Here is a 17,990-nt window from a genome sequence, read left to right as displayed (position 1 = left end):
TGTTTCCTACACCACGGATTTTTGTTCGATAACTGCTTCAGCTTGATGAATTAAGTTTCTCAAATTTTCTAAGGTTTGTATACTGACATCCTGCCAGAAACCGCGTTTGAATGCTTCCAGTAGTCTTTCAGCAATATCACGCAGAGCGTAGGGATTTTTACTCTGGATGAATTCACTGACAGTAGGATCAAACAAGTAAGCTTGGGCTATTCCTTCATACATATAGTCTTCTACACATTGAGCTGTAGCATCGTAGGCAAATAAATAATCTACTGTTGCCGCCATTTCAAATGCACCTTTGTAACCGTGGCGCATCACTCCAGCTATCCATTTAGGATTGACGACACGAGAACGATATACCCTGGCAATTTCTTCTTTTAATTGACGAACTCGCGGTTTGGCAGGAACAGAATGATCGCCAAAATAAGTTTGAGGATTTTTCTTTTGTACAGAACGTATTGCTGCGGTTAAACCGCCTTGAAATTGGTAATAATCATCCGAATCGAGTAAATCGTGTTCACGATTATCTTGATTGTGCAGTACTATTTGCATTTGCTGCAATCGCCTCTCAAACGCTTCTGGAGATGATATTCCTTCTCCTCCTCTTTTTGAGGTGTAAGCATAGCAACTCCAGTTAATGTAAGCACGTGCTAAATCCTCCTCATCTGTCCAATTTTGCGATTCAATTAAGCCTTGTAGCCCGGCACCGTAAGCACCTGGTTTAGAACCAAAGATCCGGTAGTGCGATCGCGCTTGGGCTTCTTGTTGACTCAAACCCTGTGTTACCCAAAATTCTGTTTCTTGTTGAATTTGCGCTGCTAAGGGGTTTTGTTCTGGTGGTTCATCTAATGCTGCTACTGCTGCCACTGCTTGATTAAATAAATCAATTAAATTTGGAAAAGCATCCCGGAAAAAACCAGAAATTCGCAAAGTAACGTCTACGCGGGGACGTCCTAATAAAGAAAGTGGCAAAATTTCAAAATCTACTACTCGTCGTGCGGCACCATCCCAAACAGGCTGTACACCCATTAAAGCCAGTGCTTCGGCAATGTCATCACCTCCAGTCCGCATTGTAGCAGTTCCCCACACTGACAAAGCAAGTATTTTTGGATACTCTCCATTTGTTTGAGTATAAACCTCTATTAGAGTTTCTGCGGCTTTTCTGCCCACATCCCAAGCTGTTTCTGTTGGAATAGCACGAATATCTACTGAATAAAAATTATTACCTGTTGGTAAAACTTCCGGACGTCCCCGCGTCGGTGCACCAGCGGGAGCGCTAGGAACATACTTACTATCAAGTCCGTGCAATAGGTGGGTAATTTCTTGGTGAGTTTGTTGCAGCGAAGGAATTAGGTGCAAGCGTATCCAATCGAGGGCGGAAGAGGAGTAGGGGTGCAGGGGTGCAGGGGTGCAGGGGTGCAGGGGAGATAATAGATTTTCTACGAGTTCAGCAGCGCGTGCTTCTAAAACTTCAACTGCGTCGCCGACGGTGCGACAGGTGCGTTGATATTTTGCAAATAAAATTTGCTGGCTAATTGCTGAAAGTTCTGTGCTGAAATCTGCTGTGAGGGGATCAAAATCTAAGCCTAAATCTTGAGATATGGCACGGGTAAATCCGATTTGATGGCGGTTGGGATGACGAGCGATCGCCACAATTAAATCCCGCAGTTGTCTTCCCGTTGGACATTGCCCAAAAATGTGCAAACCATCGCGGATTTGAGCCTCTTTTAACTCGCAAAGATAACCATCAATTTTGTTAATGGCTAATTGCTCTTTACTATTAGCCAATTTTAAATCGAGATGAAGATTTTCCTGAACAATCAGTTCACGGATGCGATCGCAAATTGCGGGCAAACGTTCTGGATTTAAACTTTCTGCTTCATAATACTCATCAATTAAATTTTCCAACTGTTGTAAACCACCATATAATTCTGCTCGCGTTAGTGGTGGCGTCAGGTGATCCACAATTACAGCTTGAGCGCGACGTTTAGCTTGCGAACCCTCACCAGGATCATTGACAATAAACGGGTATAAATGGGGAAGCGCTCCCAAAGCAACTTCTGGATAACAATCACCAGATAACGCCACACTTTTGCCTGGTAACCATTCCAAATTTCCATGCTTGCCCACATGAACCACCGCATCCGCGCCAAAACATTCCCTCACCCAATAATAAAAAGCTAAATAAGCGTGAGTTGGTTCCAAATCCGGTGCATGATAATTCAAACTGGGATCGACATCATAGCCACGCGCCGGCTGAATTCCCACAAAGATATTACCGAGTTGAATACCAGAGATTGGGAAAGAGTGGGAGAGATTAGAACTATTTTCTTTCTTTGTTTCTTCCTTTGCGTCCTTTGTGTCTTTGTGGTTCGTTTCAAAAACACTTCCCCACCTATTGCCAATTCCTTCCCGTACAACTTCTGGTAAAGAAGCAAAATACTTCTGATACTCTTGCCAAGAAAAACTTTGTCGCACTTGACGTAATTCCTTACCTTCTGGATCGTTTGTCACGCCCGTAGTGAGATAGTGTATTAATTCATCACTCGTTTCAGGTATATTTTCCACCTGATACCCTGCCAACTGCAAAGACTTAAGGATTTCTACACAACTTGCTGGTGTATCAAGTCCTACACCATTAGCCAAGCGTCCATCACGGGTGGGGTAATTTGCCAAAATCAAAGCAACGCGCCGTTGCTGGGGAGGTTTGGAGCGCAGGCGCACCCAGTTAGCTGCCAGTTCAGCGACAAATTCAATGCGATCGCGCACAGGTTCATAAACAACCACATCTGTTTCTAGCTGAGGGTGGCGATTTTGTACTGCCTTAAAAGATATAGCTCGGCTAATAATACGTCCATCGACTTCTGGCAATGCCACATTCATGGCAATATCGCGGGGTGAAAGCCCTTGGAATTGAGACTGCCACTGCTGTACCGAACCACTGCTGAGAATCGCCTGTAATATAGGTACATCCAATTTTTGCCATAGGGCAATTTGGGGTGTTTCTGTTTCTAGGCGTGCCAGCGAAAAACTGGTTGTATTCAGCAGCAGAGCTATTTGTTCAGAGTCTTTGGGTTGAAAAAACTCGCTTAACTCATCTTGAACATCGGCTTCTCGCAAAGAAGAAACAAAAACTGGCACTGGTTCTAAATTTCGCTTTGCCAACGCTGCACACAAAGCATCAATAACTTTAGTATTTGCCGCGAGATAATGGGCACGGTAGAAGAGGATGCCAATTTGAGGGCAGGGGGAACTGGAAGAAGAGAACACGGAGAATTGTTCTGTCTTTGTGTCTTTTCCCTGCCATTCATATAACCCGACACGAGGAACTGTCTGTGGAGGTGGTGGATTAAATGAACTAAATTGGCAAGTATCGGCAATAAATTTGAGAGCGTTAACAATATTTTCTACGCCACCTTCAATGAAATAGCGCCATATTTTGTTAACAGTAGTCAAAGGCAGAGTAGAGTGAGATACTAAATCGGGATCTAAAGCATCATCCCCTGGTATTACAATTAGGGTTGTACCATGACGTAGGACAATTTCTCGTACCACTTCTAAACCATAAGCCCAGTAGGAACGTCCTCCTAATAGGCGCAAAATAATTACTTGGGCAAGCTCCAAAACTTGCTCGGCATAGGTATCTATATCTATTTGATGCTGCAAGCTCAATAGGTTTGCAACTCTTAATGCAGGGAAATTAGTAGGCAACTTAGGAACTGCCGCTGCCAAAGTTTGAATATCGGTATCAGCAGCCGTAAGAAATACAATGGGAGCAGGAGTTTGTTCTAAATATTTAACGCCTTCCGATTGAGGACTCCATCCTCCCGATATGGCACTAATACGATGCATAATGCTGTATTACCGTCTTAAACTGTAGATTAGAACACATTGAAAAATTTTAATTAACTGGGTACAGCCCCTCATACCTTGAATATGCTTAATTCTCCTGATTTGAGCTTTTCTCGAACCTTGCCTTTGGATGTATTTAATCAGCTTGGCGAATTGTTAGAACAGATGGCTCAAGCAGTGGAAAATGAAGCTTTGGTATTGACGGAAGCTGTACTTGCCAGAATTCATATCACACAGGAGTGGCAAAAACAAAGATTTGTGGTTGTCATTTCTGAGGGGTTTAGTGTGTTGATGGTGGGTTCTCCACAGGAGGAAGAGCAGGGAAAGGCAGAAGGTAAGAGGCACAAAGAAGTTACAGCAGAGGCTTCCTCCGAAAGCGTTGCTCTTTTGAAGGAGGCTGTGAACTTCAACAAAGAGGTAGGAGGAAATTTGCCCAAAGCACACTTACAACACAAAGAACCTCCGGATTTGGCAGCCTCAATGGAAATCCCCACTTGCCAGACTCTTTCAGACTCTTGGTGGAATGTAGAGTTAACATTTGATATTGAGGCGATCGCCTCTTTTGTGGTGAAATTGAGGGATGTGTTTGAGCGTGATTCTCAGACATACCAAAATATTGAACGCTATCGTCAACTTCTCGCTCCGAATGATGGTAAGCTCCAAAGCCAGTTTACGCTATTATTGCTAAACTATTTTTTGCCGCAGCCAAATCAAGAACTTACAAATCCACAAGCTGCTATCTTCTCTTCTGTTTCGATCTGTCAGCCAGTGGAAGATGCTCTGCAAAAACAACTTGCTCAAGAGCGGCTCTTAAACCAGGTAACAACTCAAATCCGGCAAAGTTTAGATATATCTGTGATTTTGGTAACAGCAATTGAGCAAGTACGGAATTTTTTGGAATTAGATCGATTGGTAATCTGTAAACTACCTTCTTTGAAAGGAGTTAAGCTTTTCAATCCTGCTGAGTGTTTTCATCCCCCAGCACTTCAAGCTAGTTCACAAAGTAACCCTCTTCTGGGTACACCAAATACCATCAATCACACTTTACTCGGCATTAAGAAAGAGGCTATTCCCACTAACCTATCACCAATACCTAGTACGGAGTCTTCTTCCCCAACTTCCAATTTTGGTGGAGCTAACAAAATTTTAGAATTTTCATCTTTTTCTAGCTTATTTTCGCACTCAGGTTGTGTTATCTACGAATCCCGTGCTAGTGATGCTATTCCTTCAGTATTGATGAGTAAAGAAGACAATTGCTTTACGCTAAATTCTTCATGCTGGAATAAGTATCAGCAAGGCTTTACTTTAGCTGTGGATGATGTTGAAAAAACTTATGCCTTAGAAGAGTGTTTGTTAAGTTTTTTAAGGAATATCCAAGTACGGGCAAAATTTGTAGCTCCGATTGTATTTGAGGACAAACTTTGGGGACTTTTGATTGCTCATCAGTGCCATGCTCCACACTCATGGAGTGAGAGTGAAAAAAGTTTGCTAACTTCTATTGCCGAACAATTGGCGATCGCTATTCACCAATCTGAGTTAACGCGATCGCTCACTCAGGAAAAACAAACGTTAGAGCAACGAGTCATTGAGCGCACAGTAGCGCTGCACGATGCTTTAGTCGCCGCTGAAGCCGCTAGCCGCCTCAGAAGTGAATTTCTGGCTACCATTAGCCACGAATTACTCACACCTTTGACTTATGTGATTGGTATGTCTTCCACTTTACTACGCTGGTCGTTTGGAGAATTGAACGAGCGGCAACGCGATTATCTGCAAACAATCCACGACAGTGGAGAGCATTTATTGGAAATGATTAATGATATTTTAGAGTTATCCCAAATCGAAGCAGGCAAGGCAGTCTTAAATATTACAGAATTTTCTTTAGTCGAGATCGCAGAAGATATAGTGGCATCGCTGATGGAAAAAGCCATAAGTCAGCAAGTCAACCTTAGACTGGATTTACCCCTGGATCGACAACGCGATCGCTTCATTGCTGATGTTAGGCGAGTGGAGCAGATATTGTGGAACCTTTTGAGCAATGCGATCAAGTTTACACCAGAAGGTGGTAATGTCACTTTACGGCTCTGGGTGGAAGATGATACCGCTGTGTTTCAAGTGGAAGATACTGGCATTGGTATTCCTAAAGAACAGTTGCCACTTCTGTTTGAAAAATTTCATCAACTCGATCCACCTTACCGCCGCCGTTACGAAGGTACAGGGCTTGGTTTGGCATTAACTAAACAACTGATAGAACTACATAGAGGTCGAATTGAAGTAGAATCTACAGTTGGCGTTGGCTCAATTTTTACCGTGTGGATACCAATCCAGCCAGAGCCAGTTTTGAGTTAGTTGGTAGGGACGGGTTTTGCCGATCATTTTTCGGTTGAAACTGATAATTTATCTTCTAAACCCGCCCGTACAGTAGTTGGTAGTTGGTGGTTATTAGTTATTAGTTAATTATTTATTACTCTCTTTTCCCCTTGTCCCCTTGTCTCCCCTTCCCCCACTCTCCCTCTCTTCCCCTCTCCGCGTCTTTGCGTCTTTGCGTCTCCCACTCCTCCTCTATTTCCCCTCTATGTCTCTAGAATCCTTACGCCACGGACTAATTGTCTCCTGTCAAGCCCCAATAGAATCACCACTCCACAATCCATTAGTAATTGCAGCAATGGCACAAACCGCTGTCAATAATGGTGCGGTTGGAGTGCGTATTGATACGCCTGCGCATATATGTGCTGTACGACAACTTGTTCAAGTGCCAATAATTGGGTTATGGAAGCAAGTCATCGCTGGATACGATGTATACATTACTCCTCAGTTTCATCATGCGGCTGCGGTTGCAGAAGCGGGAGCTGATATTATCGCCATCGACGCTACAACTAGAGAACGTCCTGGTAGTGAAAATTTAGCAGTTACTATTGCCCAGATTCATGAGAAGTTAGCCAAACCAGTCATGGCAGATGTAGATACAATCGAAGCTGCAAAGCTAGCTGTAGGTGCTGGTGCAGATATGGTAGGAACTACTCTTTGTGGCTACACTGCTGCAACTAAGCATCTTTCTCCCCCGGCTTGGGAACTCCTCATTCAGATGGTGGAAAAGCTACAGGTTCCCGTCATTTGTGAAGGGGGTATTTCTTCTCCTCAAATGGCACGCAAGGCAATTGATTTAGGAGCATACGCTGTAGTTGTTGGCACTGCGATAACGGGGGTTGATTATTTGGTGAGAGATTATATATCAATCTTAAATACTGAGTCTTGAGTATGGGAGCATCCCAAATGGTTGAGTTTATTTTTAAACGCAGAGTCACGCAGAGGAGTACAAGGTAGCTGATGAATTACAACAGCAAAATCTCAAATCCAAACTCTACAGAGCGATTAGAATCATGCAGTTCTCGCATTCCAATTCGTTGAAAGCCAAGGTGCTTGTAAAGTTGATGAGCAGCAGTAAAACGAGTGTCGCTCCAGAGGATGAGACGGAGTTTCTCTGCACCGCGGGCATGAGCGATCGCTATTTCTACCAATCGTCTTCCCCAACCTTGTCGGCGTAACAAGGGATGTATATATAAGCTTTTCAACTCGGCATGATCGGGGTGAAGCAGAACAGCTGCCGTTGCCAAGATGTTTCCTTTCTCTTCAATCACCCAGAATTCTCCACCGTTAGCACGAAAATAATCTCCTGGATTAAGCAGATGAGTATCTTCTTTTTCAGCATCCAGAACACAGCCATATTCAGCGTAAATTTCAGCTATTAGCTTCAGTATGCCAGGAACATCAGATGAGATTGTAGGACGAATAAAAAGCATTTGCACTGTAACTAAAACTAACTTTAGTTTTTGAGGGCAAAGTTGCAGACAAAAGCCCTACATTCAGAGTTAATAGAACATTCGTTATTAATCATCTTCGTTTAAAAATTACCATTGCATCACCAACCACGGGGCTACGCGCTACCAGCCTGTTTTGAGAGTCGGTAATTTCTAGATGGGTGAAGTCTAATTCTTGAGAACGTTGTAAAATCTCAGCGGCTAGTTTGTTTTGTTGAGATTCTTTGAGAGTGTACCAATCATCACTAATTTTCATAGTGAGAGTACTCGTGAGAAAGTTGGCTTGAATTGATTGTATGAGTCCGGAGGAAATGCGATCGCTAACTTGCGCCACCTGATTTTCAATCGCTGCAATTAAAGTTTGTTCTGGTGTTAATACTAATGTCGGTGTCGGTGTTGGTGTCGGCGTGGGAGTTACTTCTGGTTCTGGCTCTGGTGTTGGGGGAGGAGAAATTTCTTCTGTTGGCGGCGCGGTTTCTTCTGTTGATGGTGATGGCATTTCTGTTGGTAATGACTCTGGTGGAGTCGTTATGGTTGGTGAAGGTATTTCTTCGACAGGAGAAGTTTCTTGTGCCTGCTCTGAAGATGGCGGAACAGTTGCTACTTCTGTTGGTTTACTAGTAAAGATATTTGAAGTTGTCCAAATTAAAATTACGGTAGCAACAGCAATAACTCCTGTCAAAACAGTGTCGGATAAATTAGCAGACAAATTTGCTGGTAACAAAGAGCGGATTTTGGCTAATAGTCCACTCCACCCAGATTGAAGCGGCTGCAAAAAACTGGGGGCTTCCTCAGTACCGGCAGAAGGTTCTGTCTCCAACTTTTCAACCGTAGTTTCTAAAAGGGCGATCGCGCCTCTAAGAATTTGGATAGTTTTAGTCTTCCAAAACGGTTGGACTTTTTGGTATTGTCTTTGGCGAGGTCGATTTTCCTCCGGTTCTGGGGAAGAAGATGGTTGTAAATTTTGATTGTCTTGTGACATGGAACTTTCACCCAGAGCAGCTAATCAAAAATATGCATATTAAATTTCTGCTTCAGCCTCCCCTGCCTTAATGTATCACTTCATTGCTTCGGCTAAACTTACCAAAATATTGATTTGGATACGATTATGAAGCTAAAACGCCGTCAATTTTTATTTTTAAGTAGCCTCGGTGCTGTTGGTGTAGGAATTTTAGGTATCATCAGCCGTTATGCCAGTAGTAATAGTAATGAGCTAAAAACAGCAATAGCCGCCGCTCCATTTAAAAAAGACTTGCTAATGCGCTTTGTTTCTGTTGCAGATACAGGCACTGGTGCAGGAGGGCAGTATGCTGTCGCTAGGGCAATGGCTAAATATCACAGCAAAAATCCCTATAAATTAGTGGTCTTAGCTGGTGATAATATCTACAATAATGGCGAAATTGAGAAAATCGGTGCAGTTTTTGAGCGTCCTTATGCTTCTTTGCTCAAACAAGGTGTAAAGTTTCAAGCTGTTTTAGGAAATCACGACATTCGTACTGCCAATGGCGATTTACAATTAAAATATGTCGGCTTTAATATGAAGGGACGCTACTACACTTTTCGCCGAGATCAAGTACAATTTTTTGCTTTGGATACTAACGGTAATGCTGATTGGAAAAATCAGTTAATTTGGTTAGAAAAAGAATTAAGCCGTAGTAATGCACCCTGGAAAATTGTTTTTGGTCATCATCCAATTTATGCATCGGGTGTTTATGGCAGTGATCCAGAGTTTATTAAAAATTTCACTCCTTTGTTTCAAAAATACGGCGTTCAACTTTATATAAATGGTCATGAACATCATTATGAACGTACCCGTTCTATTAACGGTACCACTTATTTAATTTGTGGTGGTGGTGCAGGTACTCGCCCTGTAGGAAAAAATGAGTGGACGCAGTATTCTGCTGAGAGATTAAGTTTTGCAGCCTATGAAGTGTATCCAGATAGAATAGAGATTAGCGGTATTGGTACTGATAACCGTGTTTTTGATCGAGGCATTATTCCACTGCGAGCAGCATAACTATCCTTTCGCAAGTTGGGCTTTAGCTTGCTGCCACAGAGTTTCTAACTCTTGGAGAGTGTAATCGGAAAGGGGGCGATCAGCAAAAGCCTCCATTTTTTGTAACCTTTGAATAAAGCGTTGATTTGTTCCTTGTAATGCTTCGCTGGGATCAAGATTATACCAACGGGCAAGCTGGAGAACAGAAAACAGCAAGTCGCCTAATTCGGCTTGTTGTTGTTCTGGTGTTTCGTGGGCTAAGGCGTGCTGAAATTCCTGTAACTCCTCGTGAAACTTGTCCCACACCCCATCAATATTTTCCCACTCAAATCCTACAGCAGTAGCCTTCTGGGAAATTTTCATTGTTGCCATCAACGGGGGAAGCTTACGGGCATAGTTACTGAGCTTCGCGCTGAGTTTTTGACTCTCTGGGGAAGGTTCTCCTTTTTCTGCCGCTTTAATTTGTTCCCAGTTTTGCCGTACCTCTTCCACACTTTGTACTGAAATTTCACCAAACACGTGAGGATGGCGACGAATTAATTTTTGGGAAATACCCTCTGCTACTTGCTTGAGGGTAAATTGCTCGTACTCTTTGGCAATTTGTGCTTGTAGAACAACTTGTAATAATAAATCCCCCAATTCTTCTACGATCGCTTCTTTGTCTCCACTTTTGATTGCATCTACCACTTCATAAGCTTCTTCAATCACGTAAGGTGTCAGCGTTTGGGGAGTTTGCGCCAAATCCCACGGACAACCTCCTTCGGGCGATCGCAACTTTGCCACCACATCAATTAATTCTTGTAACGCTGCCAGAGTTTCGGCATGATTCTGGGTTTGATGAAATTCCATAATTAATCACTAATAAAAACTTTGTGGTTAAGAAGCTATTACTTTGTACGGCTTTTGCTGATTTTCGAGCCAGATTGACGACTGCGAGTTTTCGCTTTACGTTTCTTCATTTTTGCACGTGGCAGCAAACCGCGAATGCCTGATGAGTGGAAACGTTTGTATGCCGAGCCAGCCCAATCGCTTAGAGAATGGCTCATCGCACCGAACTCTAACCCCAAAAACAGTGCTAAAGACTCGGTTCTGTAATGCGTGAGCGATCGCCCCACATTTTCACTCAAAACTTGCCAACTCCAATCTTTATTCCCTAATTTTTCGGCAACTACCACACTTAAAAGTGCCAAAGTTACAGCAATGATGCCTAAATAAAGCACTCTTAAAGTTGTACCAATAATTGGGCCGTGGGATAAAAATGAACGATGACGCAGACTTTTTTGATAAGGAATCCAAATCCAGCGCAATAAACCCCAGCGTTGGTACTGGCGAGAGTATATGTCTAAATCAGGGCCAAACATTAACCCACCAAACATAAATCCACCAGCTACCAACAAAGTCAGGTTGCCGCTCTGAGTCTGAGTAAAAGTGAAACCAGCAACAAACGGCAAAGCCCACAAAGTAATGCGATCGTGCGTTTGACCAGAGGGCATTGAGATTGTCTAAAAAATTTTCAAAAATATTTCCCAAAAATACTAGCGCGACACGAAAATTTTTGCTATATTTAATTCTTGTGTGTGACGGGCGGTTAGCTCAGTTGGTAGAGCGCCTGCCTTACAAGCAGGATGTCACAGGTTCGAGTCCTGTACTGCCCATAGCCCGAAAACCAAATCCAGCTTGGTTAACCCGGTTTTGTTTCGGTTTCAATAATTCTTATACCCCAATTCTGCAATCGCTTGAAGTAACACCTGCGGATCAATCGGTTTGGCAATATGCTTTTGAAAGCCTGCCGCCATTGCTTGCTGTTGGTCGATTTCTCCCGCATAGGCAGTCAGAGCGATCGCCGGAATTATTCCCCCTTGCTCTGGTGGTAAGGCTCTTATCTGCCGCATTAACATATAACCATCCACATCTGGCATACCAATATCGCTCAACAGTAAATCTGGCTTGAGGTGGGTTAACATAGCGATCGCCTCGCTTGCAGTTGTTACAGCTGTCACATTTGCCCTATGTAGTTCTAGTAGGAAGGTAAGAAACTCACGAGTATTGTCATCGTCATCGACTACTAAAATTCTGATCCCATGGAAATTTAATGAGGGTTCAGACAGTTTCGTCGTGTCTTGGTTTGTCATCGGTTGATGCGGCATCAGCGGTAGTTTGACGGTAAAGGTTGCTCCCTGTCCTTCACCAATACTGTCTGCCTGAACAGTTCCGCCATGCAGTTCGACTAAGTAGCGGACGATCGCTAGCCCTAACCCCAGTCCGCCAAATCGTCGAGTCGTGGCAGCACTCTCTTGGCGGAAGTGATCAAAGACATAAGGCAGAAAATCAGGGGAAATGCCCTTGCCAGTATCGCTGACTGTAATTTGAGCTTGAGAATTGATGCGTTCGAGTCGAATGTCTACTCGTCCCCCTTCAGATGTGAACTTAACTGCATTGGAGAGAAGATTCCAAACCACTTGCTGTAATCGACCACAATCGCCTGAAACGTATCCCACCTGCGGCTCAAGCAAGGTGTGAATCTGGATAGACTTGGCTTCAGCCGCCAGTCGCACTGTTTCTATGGCGGCTTGGATGGTAGATACCAGATCGACTGGGCTGATATCCAAGCTCAGTTTGCCTCGCAGAATTCGGGATACATCCAGCAGATCGTTAATCAGTTGAGCTTGCATCTTGGCGTTGCGCTCTATGACTTCCAAAGCTCGATCTGTTTTTTGTTCATCCAACTGGTGATTTCGCAGGAGCTTTGCCCAACCGAGAATGGGGTTAAGGGGCGCTCGCAATTCATGGGACACGACAGCCAAAAACTCATCTTTGATCCGATTTGCGGCTTCGGCTGCCTCCCGTGCGGCTTGTTCCCGCGCTAACAGTTGCTCACGTTCAACTTCCACCCGTTTCTGCTCTGTAATATTGAGGACGGTGCCGATAAAGCGTACTGCTTCTCCTGCTGAATTAAAATACACCTGCCCCTTGGCTGCAACCCAGCGTTCAATACCATCAGTAATTCCCACAGTACGGTATTCAATAGCATAGGCACCCTTATTGGCGGGATTGAGTGCCGCTTGTGTTGCTTCCAGCACTCGCTCTCGATCGTCTGGATGGATAGCGGATGCACTCAGATCCCAAGTCACCTCTGCATCGGGCGGTAACCCAAACATTGCTTTACAGCCTTCGTCCCACTTCAGTTTGCCTGTGATCAGGTTGAAATCCCAGGTGCCTAACTCTGCTGATTCTAATGCTAACCGCAACCGATCTTCACTCTCGCGTAAGTCGATCGCAGTCTGCTTGAGTTTTGAAATATCAACAGCGGCACAGGTAATACCGATCACAGTATTGTTGGAATCTCGTAGGGGTTCTACGGTTAGGTCATAGTAGTAATTTGTTTCATTTCTGGTGATTTTAATTTCTTCACGAGCACCGATCCCAGTTTCGAGAACCCGTTGTTTAATTACCGTGAGTAGTTCTGCATCTTGGGGTGGCAAGAAATCGCGATCGCGCTTGCCGAGCATTTCATGGAGATCATATAAAATTGGATTGTGAATCCAGGTATATTTTAATTCGCGATCTTGGTTAAACACGGTAATCGGAGCATTTTGCAATGCCACTCGCAACCGTTCTTCAGCATGACGTAAGGCTTGCTCAGTTTGTTTGCGAATAGTAATGTCACTAAAGAAAATGGCTACTCCATCCTCAAGCTTGACGGTCATGTTGCGGAACCATCCAGTGATGCCGTCTGCGTTGTAAGACAGTTCAATATCGTGGGGTTCTCCAGTTTCCACAACTTGCACATAGCGTTGAAATAATTCGCTGTTAAGCTGATTGCCTGGAAGCACATCAAGTAGCCGTTGACCCACCAGTTCCTCAATCGGACGTTTGAGAATTTCGGCTGCTTTGGGATTCACATACGTCCAGACAAAATCGACGATCGCCCCAGCTTCATTCCGTACACTATCGAGGATGGTAAAGGCATCGAGAGAGAGTTCCTGGCTAACGCGAAGTCGTTCTTCACTCCGTCGCAAAGCTTCCTCTGCTTGTTTGCGATCGGTGATGTCGAAGATGACACCCATGCTGGAGATAGGTTTTCCCTCTGCGTCATAGATCGCACTTCCTCTTGCCATCAACCAGCGCACGGTGCCATCGGGCCAAACAGTTCGATACTCAATTTCATGGCGACTCAGTTGTCCGTCCTCCAATACAGGACGCATTTCGTGGATTCGCTGCCGATCCTCTGGATGGAGAGCATCGAGGAAAACCTGATAGGACATCTGGGTATCGGCTGGCAGACCAAACAGCACTTTACATTGATCTGTCCAGATCAACCTGTCACTTTGCACATTCCAATGCCATAGCCCTAAATTGGCTCCTTCCGTAGCCAGACGCAGCTGCTCTTCACTTTTCTGTAGAGCCATTTGCGCCTGTTTGTGTGCCGTCACATCCAGCGACATACCGCCAAGCCATTGTCGCCCAGATAACTGAGGAATTGGAAACTTAAAGGCGATGAAATGATGTTCACCATCTGCTTGCCTAAAGGTTTCGTTAACCTTGATCGCTTCTCCTGCTGCCAGTGCTGCCAAATCATGGTTGTACCACTGTTGAGCTTCTGCGAGCGGAAATAACTCAAAATCCGTTTTGCCCAACCAATCCGCTAAGGGGCGATTGCAGAGGCGTTCGTTAAGCGGATTGACATACAGGTATCGCCCTTGTTCATCTTTAATGAAAGCAGTCACAGGAGAGTAACGCATAAAGGCTTCAAACAGGGTTTGGCTTTCCCGTAGGGCTACTTCGGCTTGTTTACGTTCTGTGAGATCGAGGGTGACACCAATCATCCGCATCGGTGTACCATCTGCTGCGTAAATAGCTCGACCTCGTGCAATCATCCAGTGAATACTGCCATCTAACCAAATGTTGCGATATTCGGCATCGTAATCAATGTGTTCTGTGATCGCCCGTTCTACCGTTTCTTGAACATAGGCGCGATCATCAGGATGAATCAACTCAAATAACCGTTGGTAGGATAAGTCCTCTTCTGGGGACAGTCCAAAGTTTGCCTTACACTGATCCGAACTTTCCAACACACCTGTCGTGAGATCTAGCTGCCAGGAGCCAAGCTTGCCTGTCTGGAGCGCAATCTTGAGCCGTTCTTCACTCTCACGCAGAGCAGCTTCGTTTTGGATTCGCTCAGTGATATCGACAAATCCCCCCAAAACACCTCTAACCTGATTTTGCTCATCAAGCAGAGGAGAGCAATAACAGAGCAGTTTCACCACTGTGCCGTCGGGATGCACAATGTCTAAGACTTCATCCCTGATTTCGATGTTATGACGTGCAGCATACTGCATTGGCAAATCTTCAACAGGGATCTCTACACCGTCTTTGCACAAGCGATACACAGGGCGTTCTGGGGGCGGCGCACTTTGGGAGGCATTTTGGCCGACCGGAACGCGTATCAGTTCGGATAGGTAAGGATTGAAGTAAATCCTTCGACACTGTGGATCTTCTGCGATCGCCACGCCAATGGGTAATAAATCAAACAGGGTTTGTAGTTCGTTGATGCGGTGAGTTAGCTGCTGGTTAAGTTGCTGAATTTCGGCTTCTGCCTGTTTGCGATCGGTGATTTCAGCCAGAAAAATCGTCAGTCCATCAGGTGATGGGTAAACCCGATACTCAAACCAGCGGTTCCAGGCAGGAAACAGCCACTCAAACTGCACAGAGGCTTGCTGACTCAGCGCTCTTTGAAATTGAATGTAAACTTCACCATCAGCCGCATCGGGAAACAGTTCCCAAACGTTTTGACCTAGAAGTGCTTCCCGATCCATGTCAACAATTCCACAGTAGCGATCGTTGACATAGGTGAAATTCCAGTCCCGATCCAAAACCACAAACGCATCACTAATACTTGACAGAATCGTTTCCACCTTCTGCTGCGCGGTTTCTGCTTCTAGCCTCAGTGCTTGTTCCCGTTGCGTTGCGTCTCGTCGCAGTTGTGCTAGTTTCAAGTTTGCTTCCACTCGTGCCAGCAATTCACGGGCAGAAAAGGGTTTGGTCAGATAATCATCGGCTCCCGCTTGGAGTCCTTCAATCCGAGACTCTTCCCCAGCACGGGCAGACAGCAGGATAATCGGCAACTCCTGGGTTTGCGGTTTACCTCTCAACTCTCGCAGCAACTCAAAACCATCCAGTCCCGGCATCATGACATCTGTTAGCACCAGATCAGGGAGTTGCTCGTGAATGGCAGCTAACGCAGTGATCCCATCTGTTACCGCCTCTACTTCATATTGCTGGCTTAATAGACGCTTCACATAATCGCGCATATCGGCGTTGTCGTCAGCTAGCAGAATTCGTGCCGTTCGTGATGATGGCTGTTGGGGTTGAACAGGAACAGAAATCGAGGAGAGTTCACAGGTTGTATTCTGTGAACTCTCGATCAATTTTGACGACCATGGCGACCAGCGTAATATTTCTTCAACATAGGGCATTACTCCCGTTGCGGTGGAGGTAAGCGTGGGGGTTGCATGAATGCATTCACTCGGTAAATGCACACATCCTTTAGGAATTGATACTGTGAAGCATGTTCCCCGATTAACGATGCTACTCACCGCAATGGTGCCGCCATGTAAGCGCACTAGCTCTTGAACTAATGACAGACCAATGCCCGATCCCTCATAGCTTCGTCCTCTTGTCCCTTTCACGCGATGGAATCGCTCAAAAATATGCGGCAACTCCTCGGCTGGAATACCAGTACCCGTGTCTCGCACTTCTAGGTGAATGTGAGCATCGTCGGAGCGCAAAATCACGGCAATCTCTCCCTCAAAAGTGAATTTGAAGGCATTGGAGAGTAAGTTAAGGACAATTTTCTCCCACATTTTCCGATCAACGTAAACAGGCTCTATCAGAGATTCACACACAACGATCAACTGTAATCCAGCCTGCTCGATCGCCGAGCGAAAGACGCTAGCGAGTTCGGTGGTGAAGGCAACTAAGTCTGTAGGTTCATAAACAGCTTGCACCCGTCCAGCTTCAATGCGCGAGAAATCTAGGAGTGTATTCACCAGCTTTAGCAGACGCAAGCCGTTGCGCTGCACGATCTCTAACTGCTCCCGCTCCAGCGGCGGCAGTTGTCCGTCCAGACGACTCAGTGTTTGTTCCAACGGAGCTAACATCAGCGTTAGGGGCGTACGGAATTCATGGCTGACGTTGCTAAAAAATGTGGTTTTGGCGCGATCAAGTTCTGCTAGGGCTTCTGCCCGTTTGCGTTCTTCCTCATAGGCACGGGCATTGGCGATCGCTGTGGCAATCTGCCCAGCAACCTGACTGAGGAAATCACGGTAATGATCATCGAGCCTGCGGCGTGGGCTAGCGACAGCGACCAGCACCCCAGTTACCTTGCCTTGTCTAGTGGCGGTGATTGGCAAGACCATTGCTTCCTGCGGTGGTTCTGACCACGGACTCCCAGGAATTGCTCCAAAGCGTGTTGGCAGGTCTTTGATCACTTGCGGTTGGGCAGTCCGAACAGCAAGAGTGATTGACCAGCTATCGATGCCATCCTCTGCAATCAGGTCTATGACCCCAGGACTGATGGATCTATCTGGGGCAAACTCAGTGCTACCGCAAAGTTGGGCATATTTTCCATCTTGATCAATCAAGTAGAGAAGGGCAAAAGGAATGTCAAACGGATCAGACTTGAAAGCCTGTATCATCAAGGCGCAAGTTTCTTTAGCTGTTTTGGCAATTCCGGTTTTAGCGGCTACTTCTCGAAGCAGTCGAGCGCGACGCTCGTTCAAAACTCGGTAGGTCGTTTCAGTGACAACGTTAAACACACCTTCAACGACACCCCCTTGCCCTTGAATAGGGTTGAATGTGTACTCAAAGAAGCATTCTTCGGTATAGCCAAACCGATGCATAGATAGCAGTTCGTCGTTATGGAAGGTACCCTCGCCCGTTGCTAAAACTCTTGCTAGCTCCGGCCCGATGTCATTCCAAATTTCAGACCAGACTTCACAGGCAGGACGACCAAGCGCCCAGGGGTGCTTGTCACCGACGATTGGTCGCCAAGCGTCGTTGTAAAGCAGCAAGCAATCCACACCCCAGTAGATAGCGATCGGGAAACGTGAATTGAGGCAAATACTCAGTGTTGATCGCAAGCTTTGGGGCCAAGTTTCAACCGAACCAACCAGTGTCTGCGACCAATCATGCGATCGCATCAACATCGCCATCTCGCTGTCACCAACAAAGATAGTTCTAGCGCTATTAGAGTTCATCTTCAAGATCAAAGTGACAGTCCCCGCATCAAGGTGCTGATAGTTTAGCTTTACTACAGCTACTGTTTT

At 45.3% G+C, this 17,990-nt stretch carries 9 protein-coding genes and 1 tRNA gene; 4 read left to right on the top strand and 6 right to left on the bottom strand.

All coding sequences use genetic code 11. The features are described from left to right. Positions 1–6 precede the first annotated feature (6 nt). Positions 7–3,852 (bottom strand): cobaltochelatase subunit CobN, encoded by a 3,846-nt coding sequence (cobN, locus tag U2718_RS29045; RefSeq protein ID WP_342000850.1) that lies wholly within the window; start codon positions 3,850–3,852, stop codon positions 7–9. A gap of 84 nt (positions 3,853–3,936) precedes the next feature. On the opposite strand from cobN, the gene U2718_RS29040 reads away from it, so the two are divergent. Both U2718_RS29040 and U2718_RS29035 read left to right on the top strand, forming a co-directional pair. Beyond that, positions 3,937–6,198, top strand: a complete 2,262-nt coding sequence (locus U2718_RS29040) for a GAF domain-containing sensor histidine kinase (RefSeq protein ID WP_342000848.1) — start codon at positions 3,937–3,939, stop codon at positions 6,196–6,198. A gap of 226 nt (positions 6,199–6,424) precedes the next feature. Then, the gene (locus U2718_RS29035; RefSeq protein ID WP_342000846.1) at positions 6,425–7,105 is read left to right on the top strand and encodes an N-acetylmannosamine-6-phosphate 2-epimerase; all 681 of its coding nucleotides are present in this window, start codon (positions 6,425–6,427) and stop codon (positions 7,103–7,105) included. A gap of 76 nt (positions 7,106–7,181) precedes the next feature. Here U2718_RS29035 and U2718_RS29030 read toward each other — a convergent pair whose 3' ends face one another. Both U2718_RS29030 and U2718_RS29025 read right to left on the bottom strand, forming a co-directional pair. Further along, complete coding sequence (locus U2718_RS29030) at positions 7,182–7,649, bottom strand: GNAT family N-acetyltransferase (RefSeq protein ID WP_342001296.1); 468 nt, start codon at positions 7,647–7,649, stop codon at positions 7,182–7,184. Between the two features lie 91 nt (positions 7,650–7,740). Continuing rightward, a complete protein-coding gene (locus U2718_RS29025) occupies positions 7,741–8,649 on the bottom strand; it encodes a hypothetical protein (RefSeq protein WP_342000840.1) in 909 nt (302 codons plus the stop codon). 126 nt (positions 8,650–8,775) lie between these two features. Here U2718_RS29025 and U2718_RS29020 point away from each other — a divergent pair, with 126 nt between their 5' ends. After that, complete coding sequence (locus tag U2718_RS29020) at positions 8,776–9,684, top strand: metallophosphoesterase family protein (RefSeq protein WP_342000839.1); 909 nt, start codon at positions 8,776–8,778, stop codon at positions 9,682–9,684. On the opposite strand, the gene mazG is transcribed toward U2718_RS29020, so the two are convergent. Both mazG and U2718_RS29010 read right to left on the bottom strand, forming a co-directional pair. Further along, on the bottom strand, positions 9,685–10,512 hold the full coding sequence (mazG, locus tag U2718_RS29015) for a nucleoside triphosphate pyrophosphohydrolase (protein ID WP_342000838.1): 828 nt from the start codon (positions 10,510–10,512) through the stop codon (positions 9,685–9,687). It abuts the gene before it with no gap. Positions 10,513–10,550: 38 nt separating this feature from the next. Continuing rightward, positions 10,551–11,156, bottom strand: a complete 606-nt coding sequence (locus U2718_RS29010; RefSeq protein ID WP_342000837.1) for a metal-binding protein — start codon at positions 11,154–11,156, stop codon at positions 10,551–10,553. A gap of 89 nt (positions 11,157–11,245) precedes the next feature. On the opposite strand from U2718_RS29010, the gene U2718_RS29005 reads away from it, so the two are divergent. Further along, positions 11,246–11,318 (top strand) — tRNA-Val (locus tag U2718_RS29005). Between the two features lie 48 nt (positions 11,319–11,366). On the opposite strand, the gene U2718_RS29000 is transcribed toward U2718_RS29005, so the two are convergent. Continuing rightward, entirely contained in the window at positions 11,367–17,921 is a 6,555-nt protein-coding gene (locus tag U2718_RS29000; protein WP_342000836.1) for a PAS domain S-box protein, read from the bottom strand. Between the last annotated feature and the right edge of the window lie 69 nt (positions 17,922–17,990).

Origin of the sequence: Chlorogloeopsis sp. ULAP02 (assembly GCF_038404745.2) — a bacterium.
Lineage (GTDB): Bacteria > Cyanobacteriota > Cyanobacteriia > Cyanobacteriales > Nostocaceae > Chlorogloeopsis.
Note: the sequence above shows the minus strand (reverse complement) of the source record. Positions and strands in the feature narration are given on the sequence as shown.